We start from the raw sequence: 13852 nt of genomic DNA, 5'->3' as shown, positions 1-13852 counted from the left end.
GCCTTTTGGCGGGGTTCCATCATCAAATCGGTGAGCCGTAATTAACTTATTCCCATTCGATAGTCGCTGGCGGCTTGCCAGAAATATCGTAAACCACACGGGAAATACCATCGACTTCGTTGATGATGCGGTTCGATACGCGACCTAAGAAATCATAGGGCAGATGTGCCCAATGGGCCGTCATAAAATCAACGGTTTCAACGGCGCGAAGTGACACAACCCAATCATATTTACGGCCATCACCCATAACACCGACTGAGCGTACAGGTAAGAACACGGTAAAGGCTTGGCTGACTTTATTGTACAGGTCGGCTTTATGCAGTTCTTCGATGAAGATAGCATCGGCGCGGCGTAATAAGTCACAGTATTCTTTCTTCACTTCACCTAATACACGCACACCAAGACCTGGTCCTGGGAACGGGTGACGATAAAGCATGTTGTATGGCAGACCTAACTCTAGGCCAATTTTGCGCACTTCATCTTTGAACAGTTCGCGCAGTGGCTCAACTAAACCCAGTTCCATATCGTCTGGCAAACCGCCAACGTTATGGTGCGACTTGATCACATGTGCTTTACCTGTGGCGCTGCCAGCAGATTCAATCACGTCTGGATAAATAGTGCCTTGCGCTAACCATTTTGCATTAGCGCATTTTTTCGATTCTTCATCGAAAATTTCCACGAATACACGGCCGATGATCTTACGCTTAGCTTCTGGATCGGCTTCGCCTTTCATCGCGTCAAGGAAACGGTTTTCCGCATCAACGTGAATGATATTCAGGCCGAAATGATCGCCAAACATTTCCATCACTTGCTCGGCTTCGTTCAAACGCAATAAACCGTTATCAACGAATACGCAGGTCAGTTTTTTACCGATAGCACGGTGCAGCAACATAGCCACAACCGAAGAATCGACACCGCCCGATAGCCCTAAAATCACTTCATCATCGCCGATTTGCTTCTTCAAGCGCTCAATCGCATCTTCGATGATAGAGGAAGGTTTCCAGTTAGCCGCACAACCACAAATGTCTAAGGCAAAGTGCGATAACATCCGCATGCCTTGGCGAGTGTGGGTCACTTCAGGGTGGAACTGTACGCCGAAGAATTGCTTCTCTTCGTTTGCCATAGCGGCAAATGGGCAAGTGTCCGTTTTAGCGACCGCCACAAACCCTTCAGGAATGGCCGATACTTTATCGCCGTGGCTCATCCATACGTCGAGTAAGGGTTTGCCTTCGCTGTTAACTGCGTCTTCGATACCTTTGAATAGCAACGAATCTGTCAGCATTTCAATTTGAGCGTAGCCGAATTCCCCTTCACCCACACCTTGGATCACTTTACCGCCCAACTGCTCAGACATAGTCTGCATGCCGTAACAAATGCCCAGTACCGGCACTCCTGCAGTAAAGACGTATTCAGGCGCACGCGGCGAGTTTTCAGCCGTGACACTTTCTGGTCCGCCCGCAAGAATAATGCCGTTCGGGGCAAATTCGCGGATTTGGGCTTCTGTTACGTCCCAAGCCCATAATTCACAGTAAACGCCGATTTCACGGATACGACGGGCAATCAGTTGAGTGTACTGGGATCCAAAATCGAGGATCAGTATCTTGTGCTCATGAATATCGCTCATGGGTAACCTTTATCTCATCTATTGTTTTAACATTGCTCAAAGCAGCGATTGCCAGCTTTAAGTATTGGATCATACGTTTTACAAAGAGGCGGCTTACGCCGCCCCTCTTATCAAACGATTAAGAACCTGAACGGTAGTTCGGCGCTTCTTTCGTGATAGTCACATCGTGCACGTGGGACTCACCCATGCCCGCTGAAGTCACTTTCACAAATTGGGCTTTTTCATTCAGTTCTAGAATGGTGGCACAACCGGTTAAGCCCATGCATGAACGAAGGCCGCCCATATGTTGATGGATGATTTCCTTCAACTTGCCTTTGTAAGGCACGCGCGCCTCTACACCTTCGGGGACTAACTTGTCTGCAGCGTTGTCCGATTGAAAATAGCGGTCAGAAGAACCTTGAGACATAGCGCCTAATGAACCCATACCACGGTAGGATTTATACGCACGGCCTTGATATAACTCAGTTTCGCCCGGTGCTTCCTCAGTTCCCGCAAACATTGAGCCCGCCATAATGCAAGATGCACCCGCGGCTAATGCTTTGGCTAAATCGCCAGAGAAACGAATGCCGCCGTCGGCAATCACAGGAATACCTAGGCTCTTCATGGCTGCGGCAGCATCGGATACCGCGGTAATTTGTGGTACGCCCACGCCTGTCACGATACGAGTCGTACAGATAGAACCAGGGCCAATACCCACTTTAACTGCGTTAACACCCGCTTCGACTAAGGCTAATGCACCTTCTGCCGTGGCAACGTTACCACCAATAATTTGCAAATCAGGATGTTTAGCGCGAGTTTCACGAATACGTTGTAAAACGCCTTCTGAATGGCCATGGGAAGAATCGATAAGTAAGACGTCAACACCGGCTTTAACCAGAGCGTCAACACGCTCTTCATTACCAGCGCCCGCACCTACGGCGGCACCAACACGTAAACGGCCTAACTCATCTTTACAGGCATTCGGTTTACGTTCGGCTTTTTCGAAGTCTTTAACTGTGATGAGGCCTTTCAGCTTATAGTTATCATCAACCACAAGCACTTTTTCGATACGATGTGAGTGCATCAATTTTTGCACTTCATCTAATTTAGTGCCTTCGGCAACAGTGACTAAACGCGCTTTAGGCGTCATCACTTCTTCTACCGTTTTGCTCCAATCTGTCACGAAACGTACGTCACGACCAGTGATGATACCGACCAGCTCGTTGGCTTCGTTGACCACGGGATAACCCGCAAAACCATTCTTCAGTGTTAACACTTTCAGATCGGCTAAGGTCGTTGATGGGGTAACAGTCACAGGTTGTTGAACCACGCCCGCTTCGTAAATTTTTACTTTACGAACTTCTTCGGCTTGTTTTTCAATGCTCATGTTTTTATGAATAAAGCCTAAGCCGCCTTCCTGCGCCATCGCGATCGCAAGACGAGCTTCGGTAACTGTGTCCATAGCGGCAGACACAAGTGGGATATTCAATTCAATGGTATTGGTCAGGCGAGTTTTTAGAATGGCGGTATTTGGGAGTACAGTCGAATGCGCAGGAACAAGCAACACATCGTCAAAAGTAAGCGCTTCTTTAATTAAACGTAGCATATGCAACATCTCCCCAGTTGAGTAGGATTTAGAGGTGAAATATTGCGGCGGGATTATACCTTGCATATCGCCACTGGTAAATGGAAAATAGTAAATATCCCCATTTTATTGAGTTATTCGATGCAAGGCACCAAAAACAACATTTATACTGTCTCGCGGCTCAATGGTGAAGTCAGACAAGTTCTCGAAGGACAACTGGGTAAAATTTGGCTTAATGGCGAAATATCCAACTTTTCCTCCCCCAGCTCAGGTCATTGGTATCTCACCTTAAAAGACCACTCTTCACAGATCCGTTGCGCCATGTTTAAGGGCCGTAACCAGACGGTCAGCTTTAAGCCCATCAATGGTCAGCAAGTGCTGGTCAAAGGCGCGATCAGCGTTTATGAACCCAGAGGCGACTATCAATTATTAATTGAGTCCATGCTGCCCGCTGGGGATGGATTACTCGCCCAGCAGTTCGATGCACTCAAGATGAAGCTCGCCGCCGAAGGATTATTCGCCGCCGACACCAAAAGATTGCTACCCAAAAATATTCAACGCATTGGCGTTATTACGTCACCTACGGGTGCGGCGATCCGTGATGTGTTACATGTATTGGCAAGGCGCGATCCTTCGATTGAAGTCATTATCTATCCGACTCAAGTTCAGGGCGAAACCGCGGCGCAGAGTATTTGTCAGGCAATCAATATCGCCAACCAACGTTTAGAAGTCGATGTATTACTGCTCACCCGCGGCGGCGGTTCGCTTGAGGATTTGTGGTGTTTTAACAGCGAAGCCCTCGCCCACACGATTTATAACAGCGCCCTACCCATTGTCAGCGCCGTCGGCCACGAAGTTGATACGACTATCAGTGATTATGTTGCTGATATCCGCGCCCCAACACCGTCTGCAGGCGCGGAGCTATTATCACAAGACAGTGATAATAAGGCGCAAAAACTCGCCACAGCCTTATCGCGCCTGCAACAAAGCGCGAAACATTATCAGCTTAAACAAGAAAGACGACTTAGTTTGCTAGAGCACAGACTGCAACGCCAAGGCCCTAAACGGACTTTGCAGCAGTTCGAACAAAGATTCGATGAGATGCAATTACGACTAGAGTCCGCGCTGTCGAATCGCTTGCATCTATTCAGCCGCCGTCAGCAGTTGCTCGCAAGCCGCCTTGAACAGCAATCTCCCAAGCATAAACTCGCCATTGAGGGTAACCGCTTAGGTTATCTTGCGAGCCGCTTACAGGATGCATTGCAGGACAAACTCAGCCAAAGTGAACAGCGGATAAAATACGCGGCCCATCAGCTTGAAACCGTCAGCCCGCTTGCCACGTTAAGTCGTGGTTACAGCATTACCACTGACATCCACCATCAAGTGGTCGACTCTGCCGATAAACTGGCCATCGGTGATAGTTTGCAGACCCGCTTGCGCCATGGACAAGTGATCTCAACCGTCACTCAGATAAAGCCGCTCGAATAACGAATAACACTAGCAAGAGCAAGGCTAAAATCATCTTAAAACACAAAAGGAACCCTAAGGTTCCTTTTGTTTCAAATATGTCTGGTAAAAAACACTATTTGGTTTTTCTGTCTTTAATATGGCTTTGTGCGCGCTTGCGGCGGCGCTCTTGGCTCATAGTCAACTTTTCAGTCTTGTTTTCAAATGGGTTATCACCCTCTTGGAAACGCAGCTGGATTGGCGTACCTACGACTTTCAATGAACGACGGAAGTAGTTCATCATGTAACGCTTATACGAGTCAGGCAGTCTACTCACTTGGTTACCGTGAATAACCACGATTGGCGGATTGTAACCACCGGCGTGAGCGTATTTAAGCTTCACACGACGGCCATTCACTAATGGCGGCTGGTGATCGTCCTGCGACATTTGCATAATACGGGTCAGCATAGAAGTGCTGACGCGGCGTGTGGCACTGTCGTAAGCTTCTTCAATCGATTCAAATAAATGGCCAACACCAGTACCGTGCAGCGCCGAAATAAAGTGAATACGGGCAAAGTCGATAAAACCAAGACGACGGTCAAGCTCACTCTTCACGCGATCTTTAATGCCTTGGTCGATACCATCCCACTTGTTGACAGCAATAACCAAAGCGCGACCCGCATTGAGTGCGAAACCTAACAGACCTAAATCTTGTTCGGCGATACCTTCACGGGCATCGATGATAAGCAAAACCACGTTAGCATCTTCAACCGCTTTCAAGGTCTTGATCACTGAGAATTTCTCAATGACTTGATGTACTTTACTCCGGCGACGAACACCCGCAGTATCGATAATCACGTACTCGCGACCTTCACGTTCCATTGGAATGTAAATACTGTCACGGGTCGTACCGGGTTCATCAAATACCACGACACGCTCTTCACCTAGAATACGGTTAGTCAGGGTTGACTTACCGACGTTAGGTTTACCTATGATCGCCAGCTTGATAGGCAAATCTTGCAGACGCTTTTGCTCAGCTTCGGCTTCTTCTTCAGTATATTCACGCTCTTCAGTAACTTCGTCTTCACCTTGACGCACAATGCCCATCGCTTCGGCATAAGGGGTCAGCGCGTATTCGATCATATTAGTCACGCCGCGTCCTTGAGACGCCGCCATTTGGTAAACTTCACCTAGACCTAAAGACCAAAACTCGGCACAAGCAGAATCAGCATCAATACCGTCAACTTTGTTAGCAACCACAAAGGTAGTTTTTTCACGGCTACGTAAGTGCTGTGCAATCGACAGATCCGCAGCGGTTAAACCCGCGCGCGCATCGGTCATAAATAAAACGACATCGGCTTCTTCAATGGCAGCAAGGGATTGCTCAGCCATTTTCGTCTCGATCCCTTCTTCAGTGCCATCGATACCGCCGGTATCGACCACAATGAACTCATAGCCGGATAAGAATGCTCGACCATATTTACGGTCACGTGTTAGGCCAGGAAAGTCAGCAACCAGCGCATCACGCGTGCGCGTAAGACGATTAAATAGGGTGGATTTACCGACGTTCGGCCGACCAACAAGGGCCACTACAGGGATCATGATTTTGCCTCTAAAAAACTTTTCAATAAAAAGCCCCCGGAACACACTTCCAGGGGCTCAGCAAGGATAACACTTTTAACTATGGAAGTGTTACAACAGCCAACTTTCCGCTGCGACCTTGAACATAGATTTTATCATCCACCACTAACGGCTGGCTGTATAATCCTGAGCTGTCCACTTGGACACGACCCACAATCGTCCCTGTACTGCGATCGATAAAGTGTAAATAACCTTCGAAATCACCCACAACTAAATAGTCTTTATATACAGCCGGAGATGTCAGAGTGCGGTTAGCTAACTCAGAATTACTCCACAGTTCCAAACCGTTACGTTTATCAACTGAGTAGATACGGCTGTGATCGTCAACTAAGTACAAGCTTAGGCCCGCTGATGCTAACTCGTTAAAGCTAGAATACTTACGTGTCCACACAACTCGACCCGTGCGCAGTTCCATCGACACTAAGTTACCGTTGTAGCTCACTGCATATAAGTTGTCGCCAAGGATCAAGGGCGTCATATCCACGTCGGCCATACGCGTAAACTCGTTACCGCCCGTTGGATTGTAAATCGCCTGTTCCCACGCAGCTTGACCATTGTTTTTAATCACAACAGCCACTTTGCCATCGGCGGTACCTATGAAGAAACCACCCGCTTCGTAAGCTGCAGAACCTGTACCGCGCAGGGTTAGATTCGGCAATTGCATTTCATACACCCACAGCTTAGCGCCAGTATCGACGTTAAACGCTTCGAGTGAACCAGAACTGGTACTGACCACCACGACGTCATCGGCCACAGTGGGAGCTGACAGTAATTCACCGCCCGCAACGACATGCCATAACACTTGACCATCTTCAGCGTTCAGTGCAGCAAGCAGCCCACTTTCACCGCCTAAAAAGACTTTATTACGCGCAGCAGTCACACCAGCAGCAATACGCGCACCTTTATTTTTCGCTAAAGCGTTATCACGAAACTCTTCGCTGAAATCTTTAGTCCAAACGCGCTCGCCAGTGGCCTCATCGAAGGCAACCACTTCACCATAACGGTCGGCGGCAAAAATTTTTCCGTAACTAACGGCGGGGGCGAGGCGAGAATAATAATCACCAACACCATTACCGACAGAGGCGCTCCAACTCACTTCAGGAAACACTGTCGCCTGAATGGCAGTTAACTCACTTACCGGTTCTTCTTCGACATCGCTCGACGAACAGGCGGATAACATGGCCAGACTTAATCCAGCGGCTAGCAGGTTTTTGCACCAAGACTTCATCAAGGGATCCCTTATGCCTGATTTAGGCTATCAAGTTTGATTTTAAGCGCAGGGCTTGTCACCACACCACCATTGTCCATGGCAGCTTGATAAGCTGTTTTTGCCTTCTCAACTTCACCTTGACGAACTAAGAAATCACCTTTCAACTCATCGCGCTGAGCGAAGAAAGCTTTATCTGTTACTTGATCTAAGGTCGCTAGAGCTGCATCAATTTGACCTTGCTCTGCTTGTACTCGTGCTAAACGCAAAGTCGCAATCACATCTAAACCAGCACCAGGTTTAGCCGCAATCACCTTGTTCAAGGCATCAATCGCTTTTGGATAATCCTTCGCTTCTACCGCAGTTTTGGCCACGATCAGTTCTAACAAGGCTTGATAGCCCTTTTGATCGTGATTTTTAGAAAACTCGGCGACACCCGCAAGCATTGCGGCTTCATCGGCAGATTTAGTGGTCAAATTTTGGAACGCTTTTGAAGCTTCTTCCGCTTGCGCCACTTTAACGTCAGAATAATAATTCCACGCATATAGGCCGCCTAAACCCACTACGGCACCGATTAAAATTGAATTTCCGTAATCTTTCCAGAACTGCTTGATAGCATCAACTTGTTGTTCTTCTGTGCTATAAATTTCCACGCGCACGTCCCCTTTATTTGATCAGTTCAGCCAAAAATGCGCCTAAGGCACTTCGAGCTACCCGTTGTTGTTCGATGTCATTGCGTAAATGTTTAACCGTAACCATACCTTCGGCAAGTTCATCTTCACCTATCAGTAGTGCCACACTCGCACCGCTTTTGTCGGCACGCTTCATTTGTTTCTTCACGTTACCGCCGCCACAGTGACTCATCACTTTAAGGTTTGGCAGTGCGTTACGTAATTCCTGCGCGACCTTGATGGCTTCAACCAGACAGCTATCACCCATGGCCGTGACATACACATCCACTTCTGGCGGAATATCTTTGGTCAGCTCTAAGGTTTCAAGCAGCAAGACAATGCGCTCTAAGCCCATAGCAAAACCGACCGCGGGAGTATCTTTACCACCTAACTGGGCGACTAAACCATCGTAGCGACCACCCGCAAGTACAGTACCTTGTGAGCCTAAACTCGATGTAACCCATTCAAATACAGTACGATTATAGTAATCTAAACCACGTACTAGACGCGGATTAATGGTGTATTTGATACCCACTGCGTCAAGTAGTTCACGTAATTGTGAAAAATGTGTCTTCGATTCTTCACCGAGAAAATCCATTAACTCTGGTGCATCAACCAATATGGCTTGGACATTTTGATCTTTTGAATCCAATACTCGCAGCGGATTGCTGTACATGCGACGCTTACTGTCTTCATCGAGCGCATCTTTATGCAGCTCTAAAAACGCTATTAAGGCATCACGATAAACAGCGCGCTCAGCAGGATCACCTAAGGTATTTAGCTCTAGCGAGACGTGCTCGCTAATACCGAGTTTTTCCCACAGACGTGCCGATAGCATTAGGACTTCAGCATCAATATCAGCCGAGCCAATGCCATACACTTCAACGCCAAATTGGTTAAACTGACGATAACGGCCTTTTTGTGGACGTTCGTGGCGGAACATAGGACCCATATACCAAAGACGTTGCTCTTGGTTATATAGCAGACCGTTTTCGTTACCTGCACGCACTGTCGACGCGGTACCTTCTGGGCGCAGCGTTAAGCTGTCACCGTTATTATCTGCGAAGGTATACATTTCTTTTTCAACAATATCAGTTACTTCACCGATAGAGCGTTTAAAAAGATCGGTATTTTCCACTATTGGAGTGCGGATTTCGCTGTAACCGTAAGCACTGACGCTCGAACGTAGTACCGCTTCCACTTTTTGCCATAGAGGACTTTGAGTTGGCAGAATGTCATTCATTCCGCGAATCGCTTGGATCTGTTTTGCCACTGTATCGACTCGTCCGATTTCGCTAAATTAATAAAAATGTCACGCATTATAGGCTTTTGAGCGTAAAACGTAAAACGACCCCGTCGGTTTCGGGGCCTAGCTCAACATCATTAGGCGTAATCTATGCCCAAATGCGGGTACATATTACTCAGTTGTGTCTTTGATTTGAATACGGTTCGCCATTTGACTGGCTTTTGCGCGAATTTTCGCTTCGAGGAAATCGACAATGTTGTCGTTGTCAAAACGTTCTTTTTGACGTTCACCCTCATCATAGTAACCGCTCTTATTGTGCCCACCCGTTAAACCGATGTGCGACACTAAGGCTTCACCTGGGCCGTTGACTACGCAGCCGATAATAGACACATCCATGGCGGTAGTCACGTCTTCGAGGCGACGCTCTAACTCATTGACTGTACTGATCACATCGAACTCTTGACGAGAACAAGATGGACAGGCAATGAAATTAATGCCACGGCTACGAATACGCAGCGACTTTAAAATGTCAAAACCGACTTTGATTTCTTCGACCGGATCAGCGGCCAAGGAAATACGTAGGGTATCACCTATGCCTTCGGCCAATAACATACCTAAGCCTACGGCCGATTTCACTGAACCCGCGCGCGCGCCACCAGCTTCGGTAATGCCTAAATGCAGGGGTTGGCGAATTTGTTTTGCTAATAAACGGTAGGATTCGACCGCTAAAAATACATCGGAGGCTTTAACGCTGACCTTAAACTGGTCAAAGTTCAATCTGTCCAGAATATCCACATGGCGCATAGCTGATTCAAGCAAGGCTTCAGGTGTGGGTTCTTTGTACTTGTCCATTAGATCTTTTTCTAATGACCCACCATTCACACCAATACGGATGGGAATATTATGGTCACGGGCACATTCCACCACGCTACGAATACGCTCTTCATTGCCTATATTGCCCGGATTGATTCGAAGGCAATCGACACCGTACTCGGCAACTTTTAGAGCAATGCGATAATCAAAATGAATGTCGGCCACTAAAGGAACATTGACCGCTTGCTTAATGAGCTTAAAGGCTTCAGCCGCATCCATAGTGGGTACAGAGATACGCACTATATCGGCACCGACTTTCTCTAAGGCACGAATTTGAGCAATTGTCGCTTCAACATCTGTGGTCTTAGTATTAGTCATTGACTGAACAGCAATCGGCGCCCCATCACCAATCGGTACATTACCCACATAAATGCGAGTGGAAGGACGTCTTTTTATGGGAGTTTCATTATACATGCTTAATACGCTCTATTTCGGTACGTGCTGCAGATCATTACGCGTTCGTTAGGCTTTAGGCAAGGTTAACCGCGCGACTCGTCCCTTGGGGAAATCCGCTAGGCTAACAATTTGTCCATCTAAGCTTAAGGTCGCTACATGGGGTGCACCTAAAATGACTTTAAACGGCGGTACACCGCTCACTTGCACTGTTGCGCCAGCGCCTTTAACACCATCGACTAACGCTTTACCTTTAGCATCAACAATGTTTATCCAGCAATCACCCGTCAACTGGACATCTATAATCGATTGTCCTGCAACAGCAACCAAAGTACTTGCTGCAGTGGCAGTGGTCGTTGATGTTGTGGTCGGTGAAGGCGTTGCACTAACAGGCTGTTGGACTACAGGAGCTGTCGTTTGCTGAACCGATGGCGTTGTCGTAGTGGCTGCGATTGCTGAACCGCCATCTTCATTACTCGTATCAACGGTCTGAGGATAATTATTGTCCGTTGGTCCTGTGCTGACATCAATAGTGCTTGCATCAGTATCTTTAATTGGACCATCGATAGACATTGAGCCGTTTGCGGCAATCTCAGTCAAACGAGGACTGGCATCCGTTTCGGTCAATAACACATCACCTGGCAGCGTCTGATTCGCTGCTGCGACCTCTTCAGCCGTGGGTTGCGACACATCAATAGTGCTCAGCAAGGTCGTTTTTTGCATCCACCAGACGACTAACGAACCGAGTAACACTATGACGATAAAAATACTCAGCCAAGTTAAACGTGTATCGCGAGCTTGATATGTGGTTTTGCGTGAAAAACTTTGCATTGCAGGCTCAGTCACAACTGGCACTTGCTGCACAAGACAAGCTTCAATCAAAGCCGCATCGGCACTGACCATACGCGCGTAGTTTTTCACATAGCCACGTACATAAGTCGATGAGGCAATATTTGTAAAATTGTCAGCTTCAATATCTTCAATAATACGAGGACGTAGATGCAGCTTTACAGCGGCATCTTGAATACTAAGGCCCATTTTTTCGCGGGCGGCTTTTAATAAAGTACCAAGCGTGACATCTAGCGCGACTGATTGCGGTGCTACCGACTCAACTGGCGCATTGGTTTCATGATCTTTCATTGATGCAAATTAACTCTGTATTGCTTGGCCTGAGGTGATGCTGGGAATTTGGCAAGCAATAAAATACCAAATCTCTTCACAGCGGCATCATCATTCACTGCCTGCTCTATTTTGATCCCGAGCGCTAAACTTTCTGGAGTTTGCTCAGCCACTTGGTGATAGCGCGCTAATTGGTTTCGCGCCTGAATAAAATCACCTTGATCGACTTCTAACTCTGCCAACTCCAGTAATGACACCGAGCGTCTCGGGTCATACTTTAACGCCATCTGAAAATACTGTCGTGCCTTTTCTGCTTGTCCTGCTTCGCGACTACAAAGACCTAAGTTCTCATAGCTTGAGGCAGTGCGCGTATATTTGGGCATTTCAATTGCGGCCAAAAACATTTTTTCAGCTTTGTTGTATTGCTTTTGTTGGCACAAAAACACCCCGAAATTATTCATGGAATCGCCAGAGGCGTCCTTAGTACTAATGGCATTCATGTACGACTCTTCGGTACGCACTAAATCGCCCACGGTTTGATAGTAATAAGCCAGAGCGGTATGCACATCTTCGAGCTCTGGAGCATATTCTAATGCTTTATCAAGATTGTATTTGGCTTGTTCCGTGCTACCTCGATTTAAATAGGTTAAACCGAGCTGCATCCGCTCTCTTGCGGCGGCGACTTTGTCTAACTTTCGTTCCGAAACAGGAATATCTGTCCCAGTATAAGTACGCTCAGTGACGCATCCTGTCATCAATAACGACAGGCTTAAAATCAACGAAAACCTTGGCAATCCATGCTTCATGGGCAAGCCTATAAATCTGTGCAAACAAAGAGTTAATTCATTGTGACTGAAATCTGGTTTTCTTGCATGCGTTTTTTCGCTAAACGTTTCGTTCTGTCGCGAATATCGCCAGCTAACTGACCACAAGCGGCATCGATGTCATCTCCACGGGTTTTACGTACGATGACAGTAAAACCGTATTCCATAAGAACCTTAGAAAAACGGTCGATACGTGAATTAGATGAGCGGCCATAAGGCGAGCCTGGATACGGATTAAATGGGATCAGATTCACCTTACAAGGCGTATCTTTCATTAACTTAGCTAACTCATGGGCTTGGTCTGTGCTGTCGTTGATATGATCTAACATCACATATTCAACTGTCACGCGGCCGCGGTTAGCATTTGATTTAGCAATATAGCGACGAATACCCGCTAAAAACTCATCCAGCGGATACTTTTTATTGATCGGAACCAGAATGTCACGCAACTCATCATTAGGTGCATGAATACTGACAGCAAGTGCCACATCGATGGCATCGCCCAGTTTATCTAACGCTGGCACTACGCCTGAGGTTGATAAAGTCACGCGGCGCTTTGATAAACTAAAACCAAAATCATCGAGCATGATGTCCATCGCAGGGATCACATTGGCTAAATTGAGTAATGGCTCACCCATGCCCATCATCACGACGTTAGTGATCGGACGCTCGCCCGTGTCTTTTGCAAATCCTAAAAAGTGCGACACGCGCCAGATTTGGCCGACGATTTCAGAAACCGTTAAGTTACGGTTAAAACCTTGCTGACCCGTCGAACAGAAAGTACATTCCAGCGCACAGCCAACCTGTGAAGATACACACAAGGTCGCACGATCATCCTCAGGAATATAAACCGTTTCCACTTCTTGGCCTTGGCCAACATTGATTGCAAATTTTATCGTACCATCGGTCGATTTTTGGAAACTCGAAATTTCTGGTGCAACGATCTCGCAGCGGGCCGCCAACTTTTGACGTAACACTTTGTTGATGTTGGTCATCTCTTCGAAGTCACTGACACCGAAATGATATAGCCATTTCATGAGCTGATCGGCACGAAAGGGTTTTTCACCCATTTCCGCAAATAATGCGCGCATCGCCTTACGATCAAGGTCTAATAAATTGATCTTCTTTTCACTCATATAGCTAACCTCAACACCAAAAACCGGATCCTGCAACAGGGCGGCGAATTATACAGACGCAAATAAATTTTAGCCAGTAACTCAATTCACCTATGATAGAATCTCCA

11 protein-coding genes are annotated in these 13852 nt (G+C 47.2%); 1 reads left to right on the top strand and 10 read right to left on the bottom strand.

All coding sequences use genetic code 11. The features are described from left to right. Window positions 1-46 precede the first annotated feature (46 nt). Both guaA and guaB read right to left on the bottom strand, forming a co-directional pair. The gene (gene guaA, locus AAA952_RS14115; protein WP_006082475.1) at window positions 47-1624 is read right to left on the bottom strand and encodes a glutamine-hydrolyzing GMP synthase; all 1578 of its coding nucleotides are present in this window, start codon (window positions 1622-1624) and stop codon (window positions 47-49) included. 118 nt (window positions 1625-1742) lie between these two features. Further along, window positions 1743-3209, bottom strand: coding sequence for an IMP dehydrogenase (gene guaB, locus AAA952_RS14110; RefSeq protein ID WP_006085677.1), 1467 nt, complete (start codon window positions 3207-3209; stop codon window positions 1743-1745). 120 nt (window positions 3210-3329) lie between these two features. On the opposite strand from guaB, the gene xseA reads away from it, so the two are divergent. After that, window positions 3330-4676 carry an exodeoxyribonuclease VII large subunit gene (gene xseA, locus AAA952_RS14105; protein ID WP_338257895.1) on the top strand — a complete coding sequence of 449 codons (1347 nt, stop codon included), beginning with the start codon at window positions 3330-3332 and terminating at the stop codon, window positions 4674-4676. Between the two features lie 94 nt (window positions 4677-4770). Here xseA and der read toward each other — a convergent pair whose 3' ends face one another. The 8 genes from der to AAA952_RS14065 form a co-directional block, all read right to left on the bottom strand. Further along, entirely contained in the window at window positions 4771-6237 is a 1467-nt protein-coding gene (der, locus tag AAA952_RS14100; protein ID WP_006082478.1) for a ribosome biogenesis GTPase Der, read from the bottom strand. A 79-nt stretch (window positions 6238-6316) separates the two neighbouring features. Then, entirely contained in the window at window positions 6317-7504 is a 1188-nt protein-coding gene (gene bamB / locus AAA952_RS14095; RefSeq protein WP_105251896.1) for an outer membrane protein assembly factor BamB, read from the bottom strand. Between the two features lie 11 nt (window positions 7505-7515). Next, the gene (locus AAA952_RS14090) at window positions 7516-8136 is read right to left on the bottom strand and encodes a tetratricopeptide repeat protein (protein WP_168824527.1); all 621 of its coding nucleotides are present in this window, start codon (window positions 8134-8136) and stop codon (window positions 7516-7518) included. Window positions 8137-8149: 13 nt separating this feature from the next. Next, complete coding sequence (gene hisS, locus AAA952_RS14085; RefSeq protein ID WP_028761252.1) at window positions 8150-9427, bottom strand: histidine--tRNA ligase; 1278 nt, start codon at window positions 9425-9427, stop codon at window positions 8150-8152. A gap of 144 nt (window positions 9428-9571) precedes the next feature. After that, entirely contained in the window at window positions 9572-10687 is a 1116-nt protein-coding gene (gene ispG, locus AAA952_RS14080; RefSeq protein ID WP_338257889.1) for a flavodoxin-dependent (E)-4-hydroxy-3-methylbut-2-enyl-diphosphate synthase, read from the bottom strand. 48 nt (window positions 10688-10735) lie between these two features. After that, window positions 10736-11806, bottom strand: coding sequence for a RodZ domain-containing protein (locus tag AAA952_RS14075; RefSeq protein ID WP_338257887.1), 1071 nt, complete (start codon window positions 11804-11806; stop codon window positions 10736-10738). Next, a complete protein-coding gene (pilW, locus tag AAA952_RS14070) occupies window positions 11803-12591 on the bottom strand; it encodes a type IV pilus biogenesis/stability protein PilW (protein WP_028761255.1) in 789 nt (262 codons plus the stop codon). Before pilW ends, AAA952_RS14075 begins: the two co-directional genes overlap by 4 nt. 32 nt (window positions 12592-12623) lie before the next feature. Beyond that, window positions 12624-13745 (bottom strand): bifunctional tRNA (adenosine(37)-C2)-methyltransferase TrmG/ribosomal RNA large subunit methyltransferase RlmN, encoded by a 1122-nt coding sequence (locus AAA952_RS14065; protein ID WP_028761256.1) that lies wholly within the window; start codon window positions 13743-13745, stop codon window positions 12624-12626. Between the last annotated feature and the right edge of the window lie 107 nt (window positions 13746-13852).

Origin of the sequence: Shewanella sp. M-Br (genome assembly GCF_036245925.1) — a bacterium.
Taxonomy (GTDB): Bacteria; Pseudomonadota; Gammaproteobacteria; order Enterobacterales; family Shewanellaceae; genus Shewanella; species Shewanella oncorhynchi.
This window is presented reverse-complemented; position numbering and strand designations above follow the sequence as displayed.

Coding starts and splice junctions, on each gene's coding strand:
- guaA (WP_006082475.1), bottom strand. CDS start 1,624: ATGAGCGATATTCATGAGCACAAGATACTGATCCTCGATTTTGGATCC.
- guaB (WP_006085677.1), bottom strand. CDS start 3,209: ATGCTACGTTTAATTAAAGAAGCGCTTACTTTTGACGATGTGTTGCTT.
- xseA (WP_338257895.1), top strand. CDS start 3,330: ATGCAAGGCACCAAAAACAACATTTATACTGTCTCGCGGCTCAATGGT.
- der (WP_006082478.1), bottom strand. CDS start 6,237: ATGATCCCTGTAGTGGCCCTTGTTGGTCGGCCGAACGTCGGTAAATCC.
- bamB (WP_105251896.1), bottom strand. CDS start 7,504: ATGAAGTCTTGGTGCAAAAACCTGCTAGCCGCTGGATTAAGTCTGGCC.
- ispG (WP_338257889.1), bottom strand. CDS start 10,687: ATGTATAATGAAACTCCCATAAAAAGACGTCCTTCCACTCGCATTTAT.
- AAA952_RS14075 (WP_338257887.1), bottom strand. CDS start 11,806: ATGAAAGATCATGAAACCAATGCGCCAGTTGAGTCGGTAGCACCGCAA.
- pilW (WP_028761255.1), bottom strand. CDS start 12,591: ATGAAGCATGGATTGCCAAGGTTTTCGTTGATTTTAAGCCTGTCGTTA.
- AAA952_RS14065 (WP_028761256.1), bottom strand. CDS start 13,745: ATGAGTGAAAAGAAGATCAATTTATTAGACCTTGATCGTAAGGCGATG.